Annotated in this window: 23 protein-coding genes and 1 riboswitch; of the genes, 13 read left to right on the forward strand and 10 right to left on the reverse strand. The window is 46.4% G+C overall.

From position 1 onward, the window contains the following. From ACEN8J_RS24065 to ACEN8J_RS24115, 11 genes are all read left to right on the forward strand, one after another. A complete protein-coding gene (locus ACEN8J_RS24065; protein WP_039271722.1) occupies positions 1 to 297 on the forward strand; it encodes a WXG100 family type VII secretion target in 297 nt (98 codons plus the stop codon). A gap of 32 nt (positions 298 to 329) precedes the next feature. Continuing rightward, entirely contained in the window at positions 330 to 641 is a 312-nt protein-coding gene (locus ACEN8J_RS24070; protein ID WP_340933559.1) for a hypothetical protein, read from the forward strand. 402 nt (positions 642 to 1,043) lie between these two features. Beyond that, positions 1,044 to 1,388, forward strand: a complete 345-nt coding sequence (locus tag ACEN8J_RS24075; RefSeq protein WP_029518631.1) for a hypothetical protein — start codon at positions 1,044 to 1,046, stop codon at positions 1,386 to 1,388. 175 nt (positions 1,389 to 1,563) lie between these two features. Continuing rightward, a complete protein-coding gene (locus ACEN8J_RS24080) occupies positions 1,564 to 2,637 on the forward strand; it encodes an ABC transporter substrate-binding protein (protein ID WP_342434609.1) in 1,074 nt (357 codons plus the stop codon). Further along, positions 2,637 to 3,566: a nucleoside hydrolase gene (locus ACEN8J_RS24085; protein ID WP_307351176.1), complete on the forward strand. Its 930-nt coding sequence runs from the start codon at positions 2,637 to 2,639 to the stop codon at positions 3,564 to 3,566. The genes ACEN8J_RS24080 and ACEN8J_RS24085 overlap by 1 nt, the downstream gene beginning before the upstream one ends. Before the next feature lie 27 nt (positions 3,567 to 3,593). Continuing rightward, positions 3,594 to 4,415, forward strand: a complete 822-nt coding sequence (locus ACEN8J_RS24090; RefSeq protein WP_495594070.1) for an ABC transporter permease — start codon at positions 3,594 to 3,596, stop codon at positions 4,413 to 4,415. Between the two features lie 6 nt (positions 4,416 to 4,421). Then, positions 4,422 to 5,210: an ABC transporter permease gene (locus ACEN8J_RS24095; protein WP_013312456.1), complete on the forward strand. Its 789-nt coding sequence runs from the start codon at positions 4,422 to 4,424 to the stop codon at positions 5,208 to 5,210. 16 nt (positions 5,211 to 5,226) lie between these two features. Then, a complete protein-coding gene (locus ACEN8J_RS24100) occupies positions 5,227 to 6,285 on the forward strand; it encodes an ABC transporter ATP-binding protein (protein ID WP_250240713.1) in 1,059 nt (352 codons plus the stop codon). Positions 6,286 to 6,313: 28 nt separating this feature from the next. Next, entirely contained in the window at positions 6,314 to 8,041 is a 1,728-nt protein-coding gene (locus tag ACEN8J_RS24105) for an adenine deaminase C-terminal domain-containing protein (RefSeq protein ID WP_495594072.1), read from the forward strand. A gap of 365 nt (positions 8,042 to 8,406) precedes the next feature. Next, positions 8,407 to 8,883, forward strand: a complete 477-nt coding sequence (locus ACEN8J_RS24110) for a Dps family protein (protein ID WP_039271713.1) — start codon at positions 8,407 to 8,409, stop codon at positions 8,881 to 8,883. A gap of 150 nt (positions 8,884 to 9,033) precedes the next feature. After that, positions 9,034 to 10,197, forward strand: coding sequence for a nitric oxide synthase oxygenase (locus ACEN8J_RS24115; protein ID WP_495594073.1), 1,164 nt, complete (start codon positions 9,034 to 9,036; stop codon positions 10,195 to 10,197). 25 nt (positions 10,198 to 10,222) lie between these two features. Here ACEN8J_RS24115 and ACEN8J_RS24120 read toward each other — a convergent pair whose 3' ends face one another. Next, complete coding sequence (locus ACEN8J_RS24120) at positions 10,223 to 10,384, reverse strand: hypothetical protein (RefSeq protein ID WP_165145977.1); 162 nt, start codon at positions 10,382 to 10,384, stop codon at positions 10,223 to 10,225. Positions 10,385 to 10,504: 120 nt separating this feature from the next. Here ACEN8J_RS24120 and ACEN8J_RS24125 point away from each other — a divergent pair, with 120 nt between their 5' ends. Then, positions 10,505 to 10,963 (forward strand): hypothetical protein, encoded by a 459-nt coding sequence (locus ACEN8J_RS24125; RefSeq protein ID WP_029518623.1) that lies wholly within the window; start codon positions 10,505 to 10,507, stop codon positions 10,961 to 10,963. A gap of 69 nt (positions 10,964 to 11,032) precedes the next feature. On the opposite strand, the gene ACEN8J_RS24130 is transcribed toward ACEN8J_RS24125, so the two are convergent. The 5 genes from ACEN8J_RS24130 to ACEN8J_RS24150 form a co-directional block, all read right to left on the reverse strand. After that, complete coding sequence (locus ACEN8J_RS24130) at positions 11,033 to 11,470, reverse strand: AbrB/MazE/SpoVT family DNA-binding domain-containing protein (RefSeq protein WP_029518622.1); 438 nt, start codon at positions 11,468 to 11,470, stop codon at positions 11,033 to 11,035. Positions 11,471 to 11,656: 186 nt separating this feature from the next. Continuing rightward, a complete protein-coding gene (locus ACEN8J_RS24135) occupies positions 11,657 to 12,376 on the reverse strand; it encodes a 3-ketoacyl-ACP reductase (protein WP_029518621.1) in 720 nt (239 codons plus the stop codon). Positions 12,377 to 12,495: 119 nt separating this feature from the next. Then, complete coding sequence (locus tag ACEN8J_RS24140) at positions 12,496 to 13,347, reverse strand: DUF4097 family beta strand repeat-containing protein (RefSeq protein WP_029518620.1); 852 nt, start codon at positions 13,345 to 13,347, stop codon at positions 12,496 to 12,498. A gap of 4 nt (positions 13,348 to 13,351) precedes the next feature. Further along, positions 13,352 to 13,903 (reverse strand): DUF1700 domain-containing protein, encoded by a 552-nt coding sequence (locus ACEN8J_RS24145; RefSeq protein WP_029518619.1) that lies wholly within the window; start codon positions 13,901 to 13,903, stop codon positions 13,352 to 13,354. Continuing rightward, positions 13,896 to 14,225: a PadR family transcriptional regulator gene (locus tag ACEN8J_RS24150; RefSeq protein ID WP_029518618.1), complete on the reverse strand. Its 330-nt coding sequence runs from the start codon at positions 14,223 to 14,225 to the stop codon at positions 13,896 to 13,898. The genes ACEN8J_RS24145 and ACEN8J_RS24150 overlap by 8 nt, the downstream gene beginning before the upstream one ends. Before the next feature lie 381 nt (positions 14,226 to 14,606). On the opposite strand from ACEN8J_RS24150, the gene ACEN8J_RS24155 reads away from it, so the two are divergent. After that, positions 14,607 to 15,140 (forward strand): DUF6985 domain-containing protein, encoded by a 534-nt coding sequence (locus ACEN8J_RS24155; RefSeq protein ID WP_029518617.1) that lies wholly within the window; start codon positions 14,607 to 14,609, stop codon positions 15,138 to 15,140. An 87-nt stretch (positions 15,141 to 15,227) separates the two neighbouring features. On the opposite strand, the gene metE is transcribed toward ACEN8J_RS24155, so the two are convergent. The 4 genes from metE to ACEN8J_RS24175 form a co-directional block, all read right to left on the reverse strand. Continuing rightward, positions 15,228 to 17,546: a 5-methyltetrahydropteroyltriglutamate--homocysteine S-methyltransferase gene (gene metE, locus ACEN8J_RS24160; RefSeq protein WP_029518616.1), complete on the reverse strand. Its 2,319-nt coding sequence runs from the start codon at positions 17,544 to 17,546 to the stop codon at positions 15,228 to 15,230. A gap of 161 nt (positions 17,547 to 17,707) precedes the next feature. Next, positions 17,708 to 17,903, reverse strand: a riboswitch (cobalamin riboswitch). A 170-nt stretch (positions 17,904 to 18,073) separates the two neighbouring features. Then, complete coding sequence (nrdG, locus tag ACEN8J_RS24165) at positions 18,074 to 18,571, reverse strand: anaerobic ribonucleoside-triphosphate reductase activating protein (protein WP_029518615.1); 498 nt, start codon at positions 18,569 to 18,571, stop codon at positions 18,074 to 18,076. Beyond that, complete coding sequence (locus tag ACEN8J_RS24170; protein WP_029518614.1) at positions 18,568 to 20,517, reverse strand: anaerobic ribonucleoside triphosphate reductase; 1,950 nt, start codon at positions 20,515 to 20,517, stop codon at positions 18,568 to 18,570. The genes nrdG and ACEN8J_RS24170 overlap by 4 nt, the downstream gene beginning before the upstream one ends. A gap of 294 nt (positions 20,518 to 20,811) precedes the next feature. Beyond that, entirely contained in the window at positions 20,812 to 21,282 is a 471-nt protein-coding gene (locus tag ACEN8J_RS24175; protein WP_029518613.1) for an AbrB/MazE/SpoVT family DNA-binding domain-containing protein, read from the reverse strand. Positions 21,283 to 21,307: the final 25 nt, after the last annotated feature.

Raw genomic sequence — 21,307 nt, forward strand, 5'->3', positions numbered from 1 at the left:
ATGAGCAGAATATCTTTGAGCCTGGGGGATCTGCGTAGGGCTGTTCAGCAATGCGAGCAGCTAAAGCAAAGACTTCAGCATCAGGAGCAGCAGATGAAAAATATATATGGTAGGCTGCATGAATGGCGGGGAGAATCAGCTGCTGAATTAACACGTAAAATGGAGGTGTTTCTCCAAGGAACCACGGTACGAATACAAGAATTGGACGAGCATAAAGAGCAGTTGAAACGTTATATTCGGAAAATGGAAGAAGCTGATCGGCGTGAGGAGAGACGCAAGCGGGCTGCACAATGGTGATACAGACGGACTGCAATAGTTAGGAGAACATCATGAAAGATCAAAATGCATTTGTCATTTTACTTATATTGAATATCGTTTATGGCTTAACGCTATTTGCCTATCCGGCCATGCTGATGGTGGTCGCATTTTCTTTCGATGCACCAACAGCTGGAGATTATCTCAGCAATTATATTTTTGCCTATGTCATAATGAGCTACCCGATAGGAATATTCATATCATGGAGCTGTTGGTATTTTTATCATCGTTATGCTTTTAAGAAGGCGTATATCATAGCTAACTTTATGCTGCTGTGGCCGGCTACTCTTGTAGTGTCCTCGTGGATTCAATCGGCTTTTTCTTGAAGGGGTTCCCATCTGGCCAGTCAGCTACATAACATAAAAAACCGTACAATCGCTAGGGGACTCCCGCGGGGTACGGTTAAATGCATTTAAGTAAAAGCTACATATATAGTAGAAGGAAAAAAATTTCCTCTGGAATGACGACGATAAAACCCTTGGCCAGAGATTTACCGGAGTCTACTTTAAAATTACCCTGTGGGCGAATATAGCAGCGTTCGGAAGCTTGAAGATGAGTTAAAAAAGGTGTAAAAATGTTGAAAAGCTACAAAGTTCGACATATTGTTCGCTTTTTCGCATCATATGTGTTTGGATTAGGGATTTTTGTTTGCTATTTATCGTATATTTATGTATAATCTATCGTGTTGAAAGATTGATTGTACGTAATATGCTGATGAGGGTGGGTTCATGACGCTGCTCGACAGTAACGAAAGCAAGAAGCGGATGTGCCAGATTTACAATGAAGTTTCAAAGGAACTGTTCGGCTTCGGGACCACGCTGCTGCGGGCCACCGTTGAGAACAACATTGTTACCTTTGTGGCGAAGCACCGGCGTTCTCCACGCTCGGCAGCATTGGAAGTGGAAGCCCCCGGCTTGAAGCTGGAAGTGGATTTCCGAATGTCCATGCTGTACAAGAAGAGACTTCGCGAGAAGCTGATTGAGGATATGGAGCTCGATATAGATGCTTTACTGCGTGATTATGATTCAGCAACGCAGTGGGCTATTACGAACATCATTCTGAAGGAATCCTAATAAAATTGGATATTCGGCTTTTCGCTTCGGATCTATCTGAGGGGAGAACCTGTTATAACGCGCAGCGGGATCAACTTATTCTTTGTTTACGAAGAAAAGTATTCTTGTTTTACAAGAGTACTTTTCTTTTTTGTGTCATAAGGTGTGCATAATAAAAAAATAGGGGGAGTTTCATATGAAGAAATGGTTTAAAGGGTTTATGGCTGTGACCTTGGCATCCGTGGTACTGGCAGGTTGCGGCAGTAATGCTACTGGCGGTCAGACAGATGGAAAAGATGGTTCAGCTGATGGGAAAAAGAAACTAGTTATTTCCACATGGGGCTTTTCCGAGGACTTCTTTAACAAAGAAGTGTACGAGCCTTTTGAAAAAGAACATAACGTTGACATCGTGGTCGAAATTGGAAATAACGCGGAACGGTTGAACAAAATCAGTCAAGGCAGCACAGATGTCGATCTGATTTATCTGTCTGATTATTATGCTCAACAAGGAATTCAACAGGGATTGTTTGAGAAGCTGGATCGTAGCAAGGTGCCGAACCTGAACCAAATTTATGATATTGCCAAAGCACCGCTGGGTGAGGAGTATGGTCCTGCTTATACGGTTGGGCGTCTCGGTATTGCCTATAATCCGGAGCTGGTGAAAAAGAATGTGACCTCTTGGGCTGACCTGTGGGGCAATGAGTTCAAAGGAAACGTGACTCTACCGAACATTACGGCGACTGCCGGACCAATGATGGTAGATGCAGCCTCCAAGGTAGCGGGGAGTAAGGAGTTTAATGAAGAACAAGCCTTTGGAAAACTGAAAGAGCTGAGTCCGAATATCGTTAAGTTTTATAGTAAAACATCTGAATTCGTGAACATGTTTAGTCAGCAGGAAATTGCCGGCGGTCCGATCATGGAAATGTACTTCAAAGATTTGCAGGCGGCTGTGCCAGGAGCGAAATTTGTAGCTCCTAGTGAAGGTGCTTACGCAGTAATGAACACGATTAATGTAGTGAAAGGCTCCGACCAGAAGGAGCTGGCTGAGGAATTTATCAACTGGCAGCTGAGCAAGGAAGTTCAAGAAAAATCCGCCAAGGCAAAGGTTGATTCCCCGGTGAATACGCAGGTGGTACTGTCCGGTGCGGATACAGAGGGAATTACGTACGGTACAGAGGTAGTGAACAAGCTGACCAAGCTGGATATGAAGTTCGTTAACGATCATATCAAGGCATGGACAGATCGCTGGAACCGGGAAGTTGCACAATAATGAAAAAGGTTATATTAGATGTAGATACGGGCATTGATGATGCGTTGGGTATTTTACTAGCCGCCAAAAGTGGTCAGCTGGATATCCAAGCGATTACTACGGTATGCGGTAATGTTTCACTTAAACAAGCAACATTGAACACATGCAAAATCCTCGACCTTTTAGATAGACCGGATATTCCGGTTTATCGGGGGGCGGAGGCTCCCTTAATACGTAAAGGCCTGCACGAGCATCGTGTCCATGGAGAAGACGGCATTGGAGGCGCACTGAGTGGAGTAGTCCCAGCCATGTCAGCGTCCGAAGGTTTTGCACCGGATATCATTATTGATACCGTGATGGCTCACCCGGGGGAAGTGACGCTCATTTGCACGGGGCCACTCACCAATCTGGCACTGGCGCTGCTGAAGTGTCCCGAACTGACGGATCACGTCGATGAAGTCATTTTTATGGGCGGTGTTATTCACGGGTGCGGCAATATTACACCTGTAGCGGAGTACAACATGTATGCTGACCCTGAAGCCGCACGAATCGTATTTCATGCAGGATTTGGTCGGTTGATACAGGTGGGACTGGATGTAACACGGAAGGCTCTGCTGACTGCGGATCATATTGCTCGTCTGACCCGTCCAGCAATTCGTAATTATGTAGCTGAAAGCACGGCCGTTTATACCAAGCGTTATGAAGAACGCAACGGGGTAAAAGCCTGTGCGCTTCATGACCCGCTTGCCGTGGGTGTCGCATTGAATTCGAGGTTAGTCGATACCTCGCTGTTGTATGTCGACGTAGAAACCTCCAGTCGCATATGTGACGGACAAACAGTGGGCGATGTACAGAACCGCCTCAATCATAGCCACAATATGAATGTGTGCGAACAGGTGGACAGCGAAGCTTTTCTGGAGCTATTTATCCAGGTGCTAAACAAGGAATAACATTTTGATAACCGCAAGGAGCTACCCATGAAGAAAACATACTTGTATTGGCTGCTGCTGCCAGGTCTGCTCTTTCTGGCGGTGTTCATGGTCATTCCGATTGTGTTGACGATCGGTTCGACCTTCGTACAGAACAGCTCATTCACCCTAGAAGGCTATCTCCATTTCTTCAAGGACCCTTACTTTCTGAAAATATTGCTGACTACGCTGGAAGTCAGTGTCGTAACGACACTCGTGTGCGTATTACTCGGCTTCCCGACGGCTTATTATATTTCGCAAAAGGCCCCGCGTCGTAAAGGGATTTTGTTAGCGCTGGCTATTTTCCCCTTGTTGACGAGTCCGGTGGTGCGGTCATTCAGCTGGATGGTCATTCTGGGTCGCAAGGGACTGTTAAATAACGTGCTCATCGGTTTAGGACTTGTAGATGAGCCGCTGAATATTTTGTATACTCCGGCAGCGATGATTATTGGCCTGGTTCATTTGTTTTTACCACTGATGATTATTTCACTGATTGGTGTACTCGAAAATATTGACAGTGATCTTGTTCATGCTGCTCAGAGCCTCGGGGCCTCCAGATTCAGCGCATTCCGTAAAATCGTATTTCCGCTGTCTGTGCCGGGCCTGATCATTGGAAGCATTCTCGTTTTCGTGGGCAGCCTGACTGCATATACGACACCAGCACTACTTGGAGGAAAACAGCGGGTTATCGCTACATTTTTGTATCAGAACGCGATGACGCTAAACGACTGGTTTTTAGCTTCTGTTATTGCAACAATTATGATTGTTATTACATTTATCGTGGTCGGTCTCTTAAATAAGGCGGCCCATAAACTCAATCCGAAGGGGTAGGTGGATATGCGGGAGAAACATTACGGACTAGGCTTCTTTAGCCTGCTGGTCTTCATCTTTCTGCTCGGTCCGCTGTTGATCATATCGGTCACTTCTTTCGAGCCGGGCACGGTATTAAAATTCCCTCCGCAGGGCTTTTCCTTGCGCTGGTATGAAAATATTTTTGAAGTGGATTTGTTTATGTCCACGTTCAAAACGTCCATTGTGGTCTCTCTGCTAGGCAACATCTTGGCACTGCTGATTGGTATGCCTGCCGCCTATGCGCTTAGTCGTTTTTCGTTTCGTGGGAAGGATGCGCTGAATGCTTTGTTCCTTTCTCCGTTGCTCATACCGGGTATTGTGCTTGGTTTTACACTGCTGCGCTATTTGATCATAGTTTACCATTTACCAGTATATGCTGGACTATTGATCGGACATACGGTGATTATGTTGCCGTTCATTATTAGAGTCATTGCATCCAGTTTGTCTAACTTTGATTTTGCGATTGAGGAAGCAGCGCTTAGTTTGGGGGCTGGACGGCTGGAAACCTTTTTCAAAGTGGTTCTGCCCAACATCCGCTCAGGCATTATTGCGGCTATCCTGATTGCCTTTCTGGAATCATTCAACAATGTCGACATTTCCGTCTTTATGACAGGACCGGGCTTCAGCACCCTGCCCATTCAAATGCTGACTTACGTCGAAAATTATTTTGACCCGACGATTGCGGCGATTTCGGTTATGCTGATGATTTTAACCGGTATCCTGATGTTCTTGATTGAACGACTGATGGGATTGTCTTACTTCACTAAAAGGTAATGGAGGCTTCAACCTTATGGCACTGCTTACTCTGGATCGCGTATCGGTCGCTTATGACAACCAACTGATCTTGCAGGATTTCGATTTGCAGCTTGAACGGGGGCAATTGCTCTCGTTGCTCGGACCGAGTGGTTGTGGCAAAACGACCACACTTCGTCTCATTGCAGGATTTCTCGAAGCTAAACAAGGAACATTTTTGTTTGGCGATAAGGATTATACTCGGGTTCCGGTGAATAAACGGAACTTCGGCTTTGTATTTCAAAGTTATGCACTCTTTCCGCATTTGTCTGTTTTTGATAATGTTGCCTTTGGTTTGCGGTTACGCAAAGTAAAGGAAGATGATGTAAAGCGCCGCGTTATGACGATGCTGGATACGGTTAGCCTGAGGGGATTTGAAAAACGTTTCCCTGGTGAATTGTCAGGCGGACAGCGTCAACGTGTTGCGATTGCGCGAGCGCTTGTGATTGAACCCGATCTGCTGTTGTTTGATGAACCTCTGAGTAACTTGGATGCTAACCTGCGTGTAAATATGCGTGTGGAAATCCGCCGTATTCAACAGGAACTGGGCATCACTACTGTATACGTATCGCATGATCAGGAGGAATGTTTTTCGATTTCTGACCAGGTTGCGATTATGAATAAGGGGAACATCGAACAATTAGATGCTCCATCGACCATTTTTAAATATCCGACGACCGAATTTGTTGCCCGTTTTATTGGGTTTAATAATTTTCTAAGCTTTGACGAGCGTACTGAAGAAGGAGATCGTATTCGACTTAATACAGGTGATCTTTCGTTCGGCGTAGCGCGTAATCAGGGTACGGCCCAGCCGGGTGCTCGTCAGGGCGCTATTCGCCCGGATGATTTGGTCATTCGAACAGAAGGCAACGAGACAGGAGAAAATGAGCTTCCCGGTATTATTAAGGTAAGTACTTACCTGGGGCGTAGCTATCAGTATGTGGTAGAAACGGCGAAAGGCAACTTTACGGCTAATCAGGAAATGGATACGCCTTACCTGAGTGGTCAGCGGGTTACCCTGCATTTTCCGGCAGATAAAATGGTGCTGGTCCAATAATCAGCGGGTTCGATGAAGGAGATACATCATGCGTGCAGACAAAATGATTTTACAAGTTAAGGTGTATAACAGTTACTACAAGACGTTCGAAGAAGGTAATGTAGCTATACTTGATGGCAAGTTTATGTATATCGGTCAGCGTGGTCTGGAGTCTTTCGAGGCTGCTGAAATTGTCGAAGGGCACGGGAAATATATGATTCCCGGCCTGATCGACATCCATTTGCATATCGAAAGCACAATGGTGACACCGGCAACCTTTTCCTATGGACTGATTCGCAATGGGATAACGACGATTGTACCAGAACCGCACGAAATGGCGAATGTTTTCGGATTGGAAGGCGTCCAGGAAATGATGGAAGCCAGCAAGGATTGCGTGGCTGATATGTTCTACGGCATCCCAAGCTCCGTCCCGGCAACACCGCTCGAAACCTCAGGAGGCGAGATCGGTATTCCCGAGATTGATGCGCTGCTGCAAACCGGTGAAATGATCTGCCTGGGTGAAATTATGAACTATGTGGATGTCATTCGTGATCCGGAGAGCAAGACGAATCGCATCTTACGCCATGTTCGTGAGCACTACCCGGAGCTGATCATTGAAGGTCATACGCCACAGTTGCTTGATCTGGACCTGCATCAGTTGATCTATGCGGGGATAGGCTCAGACCATACTCATCAAAGTATTGAAGGTATGAAGGCGCGGATGGCTGCAGGGATGTTTATTGAAATCCAGGAAAAATCCATGACCCCTGAAGTGATGGACTATCTTATTCAGGAAGATGTGGCACAGCATTTTTGCTTTGTAACGGATGATGTGATGCCAGACTCTTTCGTAGAGCGAGGGCATCTGAACCATATTGTAAGTAAAGCAATCGGAATGGGCATGAAGCCTGAGGATGCCATTTATGCAGCTACGTTTACTCCTGCTGCACGGATGCGTATGCATGACCGCGGAACCATTGCACCGGGAAAAATAGCTGACTTTGTACTGCTGTCGGATCTTGGTCAATTTGATGTGGAGCAAGTCTATAAGGACGGACTCAAGGTATTCGATAAGTTCGAGGAATACCATCAAGCACCAATAAAATCCCGCTTTCCCGCCCACTTTTATCAAAGTGTGAAGCTCAATCCGCTCACGGAGCAGGATTTTACTGTAAAGTTGGATGTAGCTGATGGCACACATCAATGCCGTGTCATGATGGTCAAAGATGGCTCTACTTTTACAAGTGAACGGATTGCACCTGCACAAGTAGAGCAGGGGGAACTGGTATGGGAACATGGTGAACATGGACTGATTGCTACGTTTGAGAGGTATGGAAAGAATGGCAACCGTGCTTACGGTTTGATCGGGGGAGATACGATTAAACGTGGGGCAGTGGCAACCACCTATTCGCACGATAACCATAACTTGCTGGTCGTAGGGCATAACAAGCAAGATATGATACTGGCCGCGAATACGGTTCTTGCCAGCCAAGGTGGTTTTTGCGTAGTTGAAAATGGCAAGGTGCTGTCCCATTTGCCTTTAACCGTAGGCGGGATCTTAACAGAAGGACCGCTGGAAATGGTTGCGGCGCATGTGAAGGAGCTGCGTTCAGCCTTGCTGTCGCTGGGCTACCGCCATTACAATCCAATCATGTCGCTGAGCACGCATTCTTTGCCGGTCAGCCCGGCCTTGAAAATTACCGATCACGGCCTGATTGATGTAAATGCTGGCAAGGTTGTACCTTTAATCGTGGAAACTTCAGAGATGCAAGAATAATAAAAGAGCCGACCCTCTTATGGGCCGGCTCTTTTTTGATGCTTTAGCAGACAAAGTTAACATCTTCTATCCTCCTATTGATGTAACCTATGTATAAAAGATAAACAAGTCTTGATTCTGGGTACCCGATTGCATGTAGAGTTTGCTTTACAATTAGTTCATGTAATCTTCATGATTAAAATCGAATAAGGACTTGAAAAACATCATCACAGTGTTATAATTAAAACAGGATTTAGATTAAGTCTAAATTAATCGATTAAGATTTATTAGATTGACGCATGGAATTTTGAAGAAAATCAGACACTACTGCTAACGAGCATCCAAGCTTTACACCAACTATATTTGAACGAGAGGGGATTTTAAACATGAGTACATTAAATCATACGAACGCACCTACACAAGAGGCTATTCAAGAATTGCACAAGGCATTGAATCGTCAGGTAGCTACCTGGTCTGTATTGTACACGAAACTGCATTATTTCCACTGGTATGTGAAAGGACCTAAATTCTTCACATTGCATGCTAAATTTGAAGAACTTTACAATGAAGCAACAGCTAATCTAGATACGATTGCTGAACGATTGTTGGCTATTGGTGGCCGTCCGGCTGCGACCTTGAAGGAGCATTTGCAACTTTCAGCTATTCAGGAGTCCGCAGGTGAGCAGACAGCTGAGGATATGGTGAAGTCCGTTGTTGCTGATTTTAAAACCATCACCGTTGAGCTGGCTAATGGGATGGAAGCAGCGGAAGCGGCACAGGATAAAGCGACAGAGGATCTTCTTAACGGCTTAAGAGAAGCAATGGATAAACACATCTGGATGCTGAGTGCGTATTTGGGATAACCCATTGGTATAGACTTCCATGTATATGGAGATCAGGTGAACAAGACACACATCCCGTTGGTTCCACTCTGCCACTGGAGTATAATAACGAGAAGGCGTGGAAGACCACAGGCTCTAGAGTCATAGAGCTTCCGGGATGGGGTGTGTGTTATGGAAGTGAAACAACAGCTTTTGCATGAAGCGGAGCAGTTTATATATACATGTTATGAGGAGCTGGGCCGAAGCCGCGATGAAGCGGAGGCCCGGCTTCTTAATATTCGTCACGACATAGAGACTACGGGAATGTATGATCATACGTACGAAGAGCTGGAGCACGGGGCACTCATGGCTTGGCGCAATAGCAATCGTTGCATCGGTCGCTTATTTTGGGACAAGCTTTTGGTCAGGGATGCGCGGGGCGCGTCAGATGCAACGGAAGTGGTTCGCGAGCTCTTGGAGCATATACGCATAGGAACGAATGGCGGTAAAATTAAGCCAACGCTTACTGTATTCCGCGCCTCCAAGCCAGGGCAGCCGAATATCCGCATCTGGAACCATCAACTCATTCGTTACGCTGGATATGAAACCGATCAAGGGGTCATCGGGGACCCGATCTCGGTAGACTTTACCAATACTTGTAAAGACATGGGCTGGCAAGGAGCGATGACTCCTTTTGATATATTGCCACTGGTTGTGGAAGCAGGCGGGCGGCCTCCCGAGCTATATGATATTCCTGAACATTTGGTAATGGAGGTGGCCATTGAGCATCCAGAAATCTCGGGTTTCGCTTCCTTGGGATTACGTTGGTATGCTGTGCCTATGATTTCGGACATGACGCTGGAGATTGGCGGTATCATCTATACAGCGGCTCCCTTTAACGGCTGGTATATGGGAACAGAAATCGGCGCCCGCAATTTTGCGGATACCTTCCGCTATAATATGTTGCCACAGGTGGCTAAGCTGATGGGGCTGGATACGACGAGTGAAACAACGCTTTGGCGTGATCGGGCGCTGGTGGAATTGAATATTGCTGTGCTGCATTCTTTCAAAAAGGCGGGAGTCAGCATTGTCGACCACCATACCGCAGCGGCACAATTCAAGCTGTTTGAGGAACGGGAAGCCAAGGCTGGGCGCGCACTGACAGGCAATTGGACATGGCTGATTCCCCCGCTATCCCCGGCGACAACGCATATTTTTCATAATTCCTACGATAATCGGCTTGTGAAGCCGAATTTCGGAGTTCAAGAGAAGTCGTATATGTCGAGACAGGCTAATACAGTATCAGATACAGTGCTTCAGCAGAAACGCCAAGGCTGTCCTTTTCATTCCGGATAACGATGGGAATGACCTGATTGCTGCATTAGGACTCGAGCTTATCCCATGCAACGATAAATAGGGTAGCCAGTGGTCCTATTAATAGGGAGAGAAAAAACCAATTTAGCCCGCTCCGATTTTTGGATTGTGCCAAGCCGGCATTAATCAAGGCAAGTGTTCCCCAGCCTGCATAATAATCTTCTGACATGGTATTCTCCTTTGTAAAAAGGTATAATATCGTACTGTGTATGGTATGAACACATCCATGATTTCATGAATTTAGAGTAAATATCACTTTATATATTCTGGTTTGAGGAGCGAAGCTAAGTTGGAAAGATATCAGGCAGAGCGCATTGTCGCTGAGCTTTTGGAACGGGCTGCTATAGGTGTGACAGTCAAGCTGGAAAAACGTTTTCCTGGTGGAAGGCTGATTGGGGGCAAATATGCTATGAATGCTCACGCCATTACCATGTATACGGACGTTATCGAAACACAGTGTTTACAGATGTTCGGCAGCATTGATCGAGTTGAGGAGTATTTTACAGTTGTGCTTGCACATGAGATTGGGCACGCCGCCGATACGGAATTAGTGGACCTCTCCGATGCGTTGGAGCAAGAGAGTGGGATAGGGACCCGGCAACGACTTGCGCTGCAAATTGAAGAAAACGCATGGAATTATGCGCTTGGGTTGGTGCCTGAAATAGATGCAACGTTTATTTCTGCCGTAATAGACGAGTCCTTGCTGGCCTATCGGGTCCCGATTATGGAGCAGTCTGACATTGCGTAACAAAGATGATCCGAGAGCCGTCAGGCTCTTTTTTTGTTGATTAAAACAGACGAGATTGGGTCGGTTGATCTAAAGGAGTAGCTTTTTAAGCTGCGACACGCGTCCCTGGGATAGTTCGAGCATTTCGGCTAATTCTTTTTGAGATACATTTGGGTGCTCCTGCATGAGCTGTTTTAGTTTATTCAGGAGATCATTCTGATTTCTGTAACTCCTTCTTTTCTTGGGCTGGACAGGACGTGCTTCACTCAAATGACTAGAAGGATTATCGCTCTTCAGATTTTCAATACAACTTTTACATATCAGATGATCCCTGAAATAGCTCAAATGATCTACGGCACCACAAAAATAGCAAGAAACCCCCGTATACTTGCGAATCATCAGTCCCTCTGGGGTAATAAAAAAATCGAGGGCATCTCCAATATTAATATTCATAGAATTGCGCAGCTCCTTAGGCAGCACAATGCGGCCTAAATGGTCTAATGGCCGTGTCATTCCTGTGTTCTTCATCATTTTTCCCCTTTCCTGAAATGCGCTTATAGTTGTAGGAATTGTATGTATATATGCTGGAAGTACAAAGCGCTTATATTACAGTTTGTTTTGGTATAGCTATGCTGAAAAAAAAGCTCCGGCATGACGAACAATTACGTCTGCCGGAGCATTGTACAGCCAATGAATCTAAGATGTCATGTCGAACTACTGTGGGTTGGTTGTCCAAATACCGGCTACTTTTAATTGAACTCGTGGAGGCAGTTTCAATGTGGCTAATGTCAGATCGGCCAAATCCTGCGGTTGAAGCATGCGATCCTCATCACCAATAGGTAAGCCTGCGTTTGCCGCCAGTTCTGTATTGACAGTGCTTGGAGTCAGCGCGGTGACGCGAATGTTAGATTTGCGAACTTCCTGCATCAGTGCTTCCGTGAAGCCCATCAAAGCAAATTTGGATGCGCAATATGCTGAGCCTGTTGCAAAACCCCGTTCTCCTGCCGTCGAGGAAATATTAATAATGTTTCCGCTCTTTTGCGCCAGCATGCTTGGAAGCGCAGCATGTGTGACATAATAGGTTCCCATCAGGTTTACGCGAATAATACGTTCCCACTCTTCGGGGTCCATCTCCGCGACTGTGCCAAAGGTAGCAATGCCTGCATTGTTGATCAAAATGTCGACAGCGCCTAGCTCATGTTCCAGTGAAGCTACAGCGGCAGCGGCCTGTGAGCGATCCGATATATCTGCAACAGCACTCACCACTTTCACACCGTATGTACTCCCCAGTGAATCCTGCAGCTTTTGCAGGTCAGTCAATGTGCGTGAAATTAATCCCAGGTTAACGCCTTCCTTAGCTAAAGTTTCGGCAATTGCTTTACCGATTCCTTTACTGGCTCCTGTAATAATAGCTGTTTTATTCTTAAGTTCCATCCAGTCTCCTCCTTATTAATCTATAATGTGGTTGTGCATCTGGGCACATGGTTACATTATACAAGGTTAAACTCATTGAACCAAACTTCGCCTCTGATGAGGCATTCATTTAGAGGTCTCTATTTGGAAATATAAATATCCCCTGAAGTGGTTTCGACCTTAATCACGTTCACACTACCGGGAACAGATTCGGGAGTATTGATACTCCCAGAGTCAGAGCGGACATTATAAACACCTTTAAAATCGGGAGCTTGCTTAATCTTCACGTCACCAGAATCAGCATTCACTTCCAAGTTGGCTACGGCACGTTGCGTAATATTTGTCTCCCCTGAGGTTAGGGAAATAAGGCCATTACCGCTATAATCACGAATGGTAACATCACCTGAAGTAAGCTTTAACTCCATATCTGCTGCAAGCTGACTGGCTGTAAAATTGCCGGATGTTAAATTTGCGATCAGGTGGGTACTTTGGAGGTTTGTAATCTCGGCAGTGCCTGAAGTAGCGGTGATGGAAGTATTCTGCACGGAGGCATCCTGAAGTTTTACATTCCCTGAATGTGCATCTACCTGTAGGTCAGTTAGTGTTTCGCCAGAGGGCATCTCTACGGTAATCGTTTGATCCAAATCAGGAGTGATCGAAAAGAATGACAAGGAAGGAGCCGGCTCCGATTGAATCGTAAGCTTACCGTTCTCAATTTGGGCATTATGAATTTGGTCGGCTACCTTTGTCTGAACTTCTCCACTAATGCGTATCGTACCTTGGTCGCCAGAGCCAGGAGTAAACAAAATAGAGACATCATCAGAGCTGTCCACTTTCAGCTTCTGTAGCTGACCACGTGTAAACGTCCATTTTTTGTTAATCGCAGTTGTTTCCTTCATGACTTGTTGACTCCATGGGGCACCGTAGGCCACCATTCCGGCTACACCGATGACAATGCACAGACCTGCTGCAATAAACCACTTTTTATTCATGTTGTTAGTAAGCTCCCCTCAGGGTAGTCTGATTCCATTTCCAGTATCGTACTGTGCCTTTGACCATAAGGAGTAAGAGATAACGTACACCAGGCAGCAGCAATAGACCTATACCCGTCAACGTGATAGAGAAAAAGAATTTGGCCGGGTAAAAGGTGCTGTTTAGCGCATAATCAGTAACAGCGAGAAGGGGGGCTACAATGAAGCTGATCGATACCACAGCCAATGAAGCCCATACTACCCATAGGGTAGCCATAATCGGGATGGAGATCAGCAAGTTAAGAAACAACAGCCCTAGGAAAGTAAAAATATTGCGTGCAAAGCTTCCCTGGCGAAGCGGAGGAGAAGCGTTCCAGGCTGCATTGGGATCATCCAACGCTTCTCGGGCAATATCCTCTGGGTTACCCAGCTCATTGGCAATCTCACTTTCGCTTTTGCCATTAACCAACCCGTAGTCAAAATGCTGGCTCAAATCACTAAGCAGCTCATTGCGTACCTCTGCAGGGAGAGGAGAAAGACGCTGTTCCACCTCTGTAAGAAACTGTTTTCTATTCATCGGAATTTCCTTCCTCCAGTAGGCTTGCGACATTATGGACAAAATCATTCCATTCCCGCGTAAGTATTCTTGTATAATGACTGCCAGTATCGGTCAGCCGATAATATTTGCGAGGAGGCCCCTCGGTCGATTCCTGTAAATACGTTGTGCAGTATCCTTCTGATACCAGACGGCGAAGCAGTGGATATAGGGCTCCCTCGGCTACTTCAATATGACGGGAGACGGCTTGCGCCAACTCGTAGCCATAACGGTCTTTGCGTCCAATTAGAACGAGAACGCACAGTTCCAGTACCCCTTTTTTGAATTGGATGTTCACATTCACGAGCGGTGCTCCCTTCCTGGATGTTATCAATAATTCATAGGTGTCGTTCGGAATAAGGGAAAGAAACGTGTGTTTGTGCGTAATTTGTCACGGGTACTAATTATAGAACAGTAGTCAGGTATAATTTAACATCATGTACTGATTAATGCAAGGTACTAAATTTTTAATAATAAAATATTTGTGTCAAAATGGACAGATTTCCTTCCTTGGAGGCTTTATTGAGTAGCGAATGTTGTAGAAAAAAGTATTTTTATTTGGGAATTCATCGAAATATGGCTGGAAGCACAGATAGGATGCCGCTTTAATTTCATTCATTAAAATGATAGATTGTAAAGTATTCAATACGGTTAAAGATACTTTTTATGAAGAGGTGGGTAAAGGATGGATTGGAAACACTGGTATATGGAACTGGAACAGGATGATGAATCTTGGGATGTATCTGAGGAGATTGTTCTGCGTGGTGTAGTACAACTTAATTTTTGCGGGCAACCCTCGGAAGTAGAAGTCGAATTTATCGTGGGAGCCGACTCCGAAGAACAGGCACAGACGATAGAAGAACCTACACAGTTGCAAAAAAAGACATGGGAGCAGTATATGGAATATTCATCAGCTATTCATCCTCAAGTGTTGGAATCCATACACCATCATTATGCTGGCATCGTGGAAAAGTATCGGAATGCTTACAGTACATGGGGAGAGGACCCGGATGAATATGCGCCTTATGTGGAGCGGCCGGAACAATTGTTGAATCGAATACAGCTTATGTCTATACTGATTTCCGACTCATCGGCAAAGGATGAACTGTATTTGAATTTTAGTTGTTCCTGGGATCGAGAACATGGCTTAGGCGTACATATGAAGCAGATGAAAATGAAGCATATTCAAGGCGCTTATACATTATATGACCTAGAATAAATCCCCTTCCCGGGCTTTTAGCAGAAAGGACCGGAAAGGGGAACAGAATATGTTGAAAATGAAGGCGTGATTCGAAACGATAAAAAATTAGTTGGATACAGCCAATGCAGCCCGGGCTGCTTGAGCCGCTTGTACCATTTGTCGCAAGGCGGCGACAGATTCCTCTTTGGTGCGGGTTTTCAGACCACAATCCGGATTAACCCAGAACAAATCTGATGGCAGTACGCGCAGGGCACGCTGGATCATGCTTAGCATTTCAGATACATCGGGGATGCGCGGACTGTGGATATCGTACACGCCCAGACCGATGCCTTTGTCGTATACCTGATCTTCAAAGCTGACAATCAGTTCTCCGTGGCTTCGCGAAGTTTCAATAGATATAACGTCGGCATCCATGTCAGAGATGGACTGAATCATATGCTGAAATTCAGAATAGCACATATGCGTATGGATTTGGGTCGCAGGCTCAACGGTGGCCGTGGTCACAAGGAAGGCTTGAACCGCCCAATCCAGATAGGCTTGCTGTTGTTCTTTTTTCAGCGGAAGCCCTTCACGAATTGCGGGTTCATCGACCTGAATCATGCCGATGCCCGCTTGTTCCAGTGCCTCTACCTCTGCCCGTAATGCCAGAGCCAACTGTAAAGCGACTTGACTGCGCGGAATATCATTACGTTCAAAAGACCAGTTCAAAATGGTCACAGGGCCTGTAAGCATTCCCTTAACAGGCTTGGAGGTTAACGATTGGGCGAATGCCGTTTCTTCCACAGTCATGGGCTGATCGAAGGAAACGTCTCCGTATATAATCGGTGGTTTGACGCAGCGGGAGCCGTAGGACTGTACCCATCCGTTTTGCGTAAAAGCAAAGCCGTTCAGCTTTTCGCCAAAAAATTCAACCATATCGGTCCGCTCAAATTCCCCGTGTACAAGCACGTCAATGCCAATGTCCTCCTGAATATCAATCCATTCCTTGATTTGCTGTTGGATGAACGTCCGGTATTGCTCGGCAGACCATTCTCCTTTGCGATAGTGCAGGCGGGCCTTGCGGATCTCGGCAGTTTGCGGGAAGCTACCAATAGTCGTCGTAGGCAGCGGAGGCAACTTCAGCTTATTTTGCTGAATCTCACGACGCTCAGCGAAAGGAACGCTGCGTGACAGAGGCTCCTTGGCTAGTAAGTCAGCCAGATCGGCAGCTGTCTGTACGCGTGCCGCTGAGCTGTTGAAACGGGCTACCGCATCTGCACTTTGTCCAAGCTTGGTGAGTGCGGATGGATCGTGTTTGCCAAGTGCAGCCGTCAGGACGGCGATTTCCTCAAGCTTTTCATCGGCAAAGGCCAGCGCTTGGACCAGTTCTCGATCTAGCTTGTGCTCTGCCTCTAGACTAACTGGCACATGCAGGAGACTGCATGATGGCTGAACGATAAGCTGCTCGGCAGTGGTTTGTTCCGCTAACTGGCCCAGCAGGGTAGCCACAGCGTTCAGGTCGCTGCGCCATATATTGCGCCCATCAATGACCCCAGCGCCCAGCGTTTTTCCTTTAGGGAAACCATGCTGCAATATATGCTGAAGATTTTCGCCATCATCATACACAAAATCAAGACCCAGTCCCTGTACCGGAAGTGCGGACAGACGCTCATAATGGTCCAGGCTGCCAAAGTAGGTTTGCAGCATTATATTTAAAGAGGGCGCAGCTTGGGTCAAAGCTTCATAGACTTCCTGAATAATGTCCAGATCCTCTACTGGGAATGAGGTGGTCAGGACAGGTTCATCGATTTGGACCCATTGAACACCTTCTGCTGCTAGTTCAGACAGGACACGGGTGTATAAAGGCAGGAAGGTTCTTATAATAGAAGCAAGTTCCTTACGATCATAGCCTTTGGAAAGGGTAACGAATGAATAGGGGCCGATGAGGACCGGTTTCCCATCAATGCCTAGCTCCTGTTTTGCTTCAAGATAAGCCTGTAAAGGTTTATTTTCAGTGAACACCGGGACTGCGTTTGCCAATTCAGGAACGATGTAGTGATAATTGGTATTCATCCATTTGGTCATTTCACTGGCGGTTGCTCCCTTCTGTCCACGAGCGATCCCGAAATACACGGACAGAGGAACCGGACCTGCGGGACGATGGTTGAACCTTTCGGGTACCAGACCGAACATCACAGATGTATCCAGCATGTGATCATAATAGGAGAAGTCTCCGACAGGAATGCGATCAATCCCCTTGTCACGCTGCTTGCTCAGATGCTCCAACCGTAATCTTTTCATCTCCGTTTGCAGTTCGCTTTCGTTAATACTGCCGTTCCAGAAGCGTTCCAGTGCTTTCTTCCATTCCCGGTTTTCGCCGATACGCGGATATCCCAGATTACTGCTAATTAAGCCGGACAATTCAGGCCATTCAATGACGGACATGTACTTTTCCTCCTAGCGGGTGGCTGTTTTATTTTTACGTACCAAAAAAGGCATTCTTCCCCCCAGAGTTAAAAATAAGTAGGGGAAAGAATGCCTCCGTGATTAAAAAATCAAAAATACGGCGACTGCTCTTAACACCTCCCTATCTTCCGTAGGTACTTGCGATGTTGTTAAAATAGGCAGGTCTCCTGACTTACGGATCATGACTCTCAGCATCCCTTCCCGGTCTGTGGACCAGTGGTTGTATGAACAGCTGAAAGTTCCCCGTTTACAGTGGCGGGACCGTGCCGGATTTGCACCGGCTTCCCTTTTAAGCCTGATCTGAATAGAACAGACACCTATCTCCAAGCTATGCGGTTAAGGTATGACGAATAATTATGCACTCGTATACTTGTTCACCATCATAAGTGAAACTTGCAGGATGCGCAATAGAAACTGCAATGGAATCTGTTAGGGATATGCAAAAAAAAGACAAGCCTCATCCATGATGGAGACTTGTCCTAGATTAGATATACCATATGCCGAGTTTAAGCCAATGAAACGGTATAGCCTGCCTGAATGCTAGCTTTTACATCTACTAGACGCTGGTTGCGACTGCCCCGGAAGGGAAGGGTCAGGTCCTTTTGCTGTTCTACAAAACGACCATCCACAATCACATCGCACAAAAGTGCTAGCTTTTGTCGCTCCTGATCTGTGAGTAGATCTTCATAGACAAAGCCAGTGTAAGCCCACACGGTTCGGTCGGGACAGGCCGCACGGAAGTCACGCACAAATTGCGAGCATTCTGCTGCTGAGAAAAACGGGTCTCCCCCGCAGAGAGTCAGTCCGTCCAACAACGGATTTTCCATGATGTCACGAATGACCTCCTGTTGTCGTTGGGGGGTGAATGGCTCACCTGCACGGAAGCTCCACGACGCTGGATTAAAGCATCCGGGACAGGCATGACGGCAACCGCTAATGAACACGACGGTGCGCAGGCCGTATCCTTCGTTCAGAGATTCCGGAATGTAGCCACACAAATTCACTTATGTTTCACCCGATCTCGAACTTCTGCTTGTTTTGCAGCATTAAAGCGAACGGTATAATCCCCTGTCAGATATCCGGTTACCCGACGTAAGCGCTGAAAGTGTGTGTGCTCCTCATCTGTGCCACATTGGGGGCAGCTTGTCCCGATAATCCCTTCATAACCGCATTCCGTACAACGATCCACCGGATGGTTGATGGAGAAGTAGCCGATATTCTGATGCAGCGCGTATTGAACAATTTTAAGAAACGCATCCGGGTTATTCCGCGCATTACCGTCCAGCTCAATGTATGATATCGCACCAGCGTTGCATAGGTTATGGAACGGAGCTTCCAAGCTGATTTTACGAGCAGCCGGGAGCGTGTAATACACGGGAATATGAAAAGAATTCGTGTAATATTCTCGATCATTCACCTCAGGAATAATCCCGAAATCACGTTGATCCAGCAAGGTGAACTTGCCCGACAGACCTTCGGCAGGCGTAGCGAACAATGTAATATTCAAATTGTGATATTCACTCATTCGATCGCAATACACGCGCATAGAAGTAATGATTCGCTGTGCCTCTCGGTATACGAAATCATCCTCCCCGTGGTGTTTCCCGTATAGTGCCTTCATGCACTCAGCCAGTCCGATGAATCCGATCGAAAGCGTACCGTGTTTTAGTATGCTTCCCACCTTATCATCTGGCTCTAGTTGTTCTCCACCTTCCCATACCCCTTCGCGCATCATAAAGTCCGAGGCTTTGGCCGGCTGGCTGGTCTGGATTTGATAGCGATGGATTAAGCCATCCACCGCAATGCGCATAACTTCTTCTAGTCTCGCATCAAAGCGATCACGGTCAGGTGTCAGGCGTTTGCCTGTGCAAATACCATACTCAATGCCAAGCCGCACCAGATTAATGGTATTGAAAGAGAGATTTCCCTTGCCACTCTGCCGATTTCTACCGAAACGGTCAGAAATGGTGCGGGTACGGCAACCCATTGTCGCTATAATGGTATCCGGGTCATCAGCACGGTAAAAAGGCAGGTTGAAGGTGGCATCCACATTCACAAAATTGGGATACATCCGTCTGCTAGAGCATTCTACCGCCCGTAAGAACAAATCATAATTGACGTCGCCTTCTGCCTGATTGATTCCCTCTTTGCATTGGAAAATATGCTGTGGAAAAATAGGAGTTTCCCCGCTACCCAAGCCGCGAATCGTGGCCTCCAGCAGCGATTGAGTAACAAGCCGTCCCTCAGCAGACGTGCACATTCCGTAATTCAGTGAAGTGAATGGAATCTGTCCACCCGCGCGACTGCTCATGGTGTTCAGGTTATGAATGAGCGATTCAGCAGCCTGTCGGGTTTCCGTCTCCGTCTCTTCGCGAGCGAATGCGTATGAACGAGGGCAGGCTTCTTGCAAATGGGGATTGGCCATATGTAGTTCATCGTCAGTCAGACTAGATTCTATCTCTTCCTCGAACAGCCGAAGTCCCTTGCGCAGATGCTTGCGGAAGGACCGGGCAACGTATGGGGCAAGGTCCCAATCTATTTTATTGGCGGAGACACCTCCGAATTGGCTATTTTGCTGAGACTGGAATATGATGGCAACTAGTGCCATGGCGGACATAATCGTTTGCGGTGTGCGTACAGAGCCATTGCCTGTATTGAATCCGTCTTGTAGTAACCGGCCAAAAGGGATAAAGATACAATTCGTAGTTCCGAGTGCGTATTGGTCCAAATCGTGAACATATACATATCCGTGATCAATCGCGTTCGTCAGTTCGGGCGGAAGTACCCGCAGGCGCGCATACCATTTGGCATACTCGGACCCAAGCTTGCTCATTTTGCCGCTGAACGATTCTCCATTCAAATTTGCATTCTCCCGCAGCATGTCCAGATCTTGTGCCCCAATGACCCGCTCGCCGATGTCGTATAATTGATGTTCCTCCAGCACCTTCATCGTAAAACCCTCCATATAGTAAAATATATATATTTTTCACAAAAACAACATATTGATGATATCTAGTGATAACCAATTGTTTCGATCTATATATTGTATATACGTATACATCGGGAGTATGTGACTATTGTCACATTAGCAAGAGCGGCCGACACGAAAAAGCCAGGTATAGAGTAAGGGGCACATCCGTAGATATGCGCCTTACTCTATACCTGGCAATCGAAGTTGTGACAAAAAAATGAATAGGGTCGTCGGTACATTGTGTATGATTTTGGGATATAGATTTTAGAAGGTTTAGAGTAGCTTTTTCAACTGGGACACCCGGCCTTGGGAGATATCGAGCATTTCTGCATACACTTTTTGTGGCAGGTTCGGGTGATCCTGAATTAGCTTGCGAAGCTTTTTTACCATTTCACCTTGCTGCACTCTGGATTGCTTGGGCTGCCACGTTGTGTTGTTTCGGATCGGCTGGGTATGTTCTTGAGCCTGGATAGCATCATTGCTTGTGGCATGCACATTTTCATCGGTCTTTAATAATTGAATGCAATCAGCGCAGATAAAGCTGTCCCGAAAATAAGTTAAGTGATCCACCGCGCCGCAAAATTTGCAGGAGACACCCGTGTATTTTCTTAATACAAATCCTTCTTCATCTACGAAGAATTCAAGCGAATCACCGATATTGATATCCATTGTGGTGCGCATTTCCTTAGGGAGTACAATTCGCCCCAATTGATCCAGGGGCCTTGTCATTCCGGTATTTTTCATCAGCGCTTCCTCCTTCAATGATATA

The sequence above is a fragment of the Paenibacillus sp. Paensp38 genome, from assembly GCF_059491915.1.

Bases quoted from the DNA above. Each gene is read 5' to 3' on its own strand.
- ACEN8J_RS24155 (WP_029518617.1), top strand. From the start codon at position 14,607: ATGGATTGGAAACACTGGTATATGGAACTGGAACAGGATGATGAATCT.
- metE (WP_029518616.1), bottom strand. From the start codon at position 17,546: ATGTCCGTCATTGAATGGCCTGAATTGTCCGGCTTAATTAGCAGTAAT.
- ACEN8J_RS24090 (WP_495594070.1), top strand. From the start codon at position 3,594: ATGAAGAAAACATACTTGTATTGGCTGCTGCTGCCAGGTCTGCTCTTT.
- ACEN8J_RS24130 (WP_029518622.1), bottom strand. From the start codon at position 11,470: ATGAAGAACACAGGAATGACACGGCCATTAGACCATTTAGGCCGCATT.
- ACEN8J_RS24065 (WP_039271722.1), top strand. From the start codon at position 1: ATGAGCAGAATATCTTTGAGCCTGGGGGATCTGCGTAGGGCTGTTCAG.
- ACEN8J_RS24135 (WP_029518621.1), bottom strand. From the start codon at position 12,376: ATGGAACTTAAGAATAAAACAGCTATTATTACAGGAGCCAGTAAAGGA.
- ACEN8J_RS24100 (WP_250240713.1), top strand. From the start codon at position 5,227: ATGGCACTGCTTACTCTGGATCGCGTATCGGTCGCTTATGACAACCAA.
- ACEN8J_RS24095 (WP_013312456.1), top strand. From the start codon at position 4,422: ATGCGGGAGAAACATTACGGACTAGGCTTCTTTAGCCTGCTGGTCTTC.
- ACEN8J_RS24115 (WP_495594073.1), top strand. From the start codon at position 9,034: ATGGAAGTGAAACAACAGCTTTTGCATGAAGCGGAGCAGTTTATATAT.
- ACEN8J_RS24140 (WP_029518620.1), bottom strand. From the start codon at position 13,347: ATGAATAAAAAGTGGTTTATTGCAGCAGGTCTGTGCATTGTCATCGGT.
- ACEN8J_RS24145 (WP_029518619.1), bottom strand. From the start codon at position 13,903: ATGAATAGAAAACAGTTTCTTACAGAGGTGGAACAGCGTCTTTCTCCT.
- ACEN8J_RS24175 (WP_029518613.1), bottom strand. From the start codon at position 21,282: ATGAAAAATACCGGAATGACAAGGCCCCTGGATCAATTGGGGCGAATT.
- ACEN8J_RS24080 (WP_342434609.1), top strand. From the start codon at position 1,564: ATGAAGAAATGGTTTAAAGGGTTTATGGCTGTGACCTTGGCATCCGTG.
- ACEN8J_RS24110 (WP_039271713.1), top strand. From the start codon at position 8,407: ATGAGTACATTAAATCATACGAACGCACCTACACAAGAGGCTATTCAA.
- ACEN8J_RS24170 (WP_029518614.1), bottom strand. From the start codon at position 20,517: ATGAAGGTGCTGGAGGAACATCAATTATACGACATCGGCGAGCGGGTC.
- ACEN8J_RS24120 (WP_165145977.1), bottom strand. From the start codon at position 10,384: ATGTCAGAAGATTATTATGCAGGCTGGGGAACACTTGCCTTGATTAAT.
- ACEN8J_RS24070 (WP_340933559.1), top strand. From the start codon at position 330: ATGAAAGATCAAAATGCATTTGTCATTTTACTTATATTGAATATCGTT.
- ACEN8J_RS24105 (WP_495594072.1), top strand. From the start codon at position 6,314: ATGCGTGCAGACAAAATGATTTTACAAGTTAAGGTGTATAACAGTTAC.
- ACEN8J_RS24075 (WP_029518631.1), top strand. From the start codon at position 1,044: ATGACGCTGCTCGACAGTAACGAAAGCAAGAAGCGGATGTGCCAGATT.
- ACEN8J_RS24085 (WP_307351176.1), top strand. From the start codon at position 2,637: ATGAAAAAGGTTATATTAGATGTAGATACGGGCATTGATGATGCGTTG.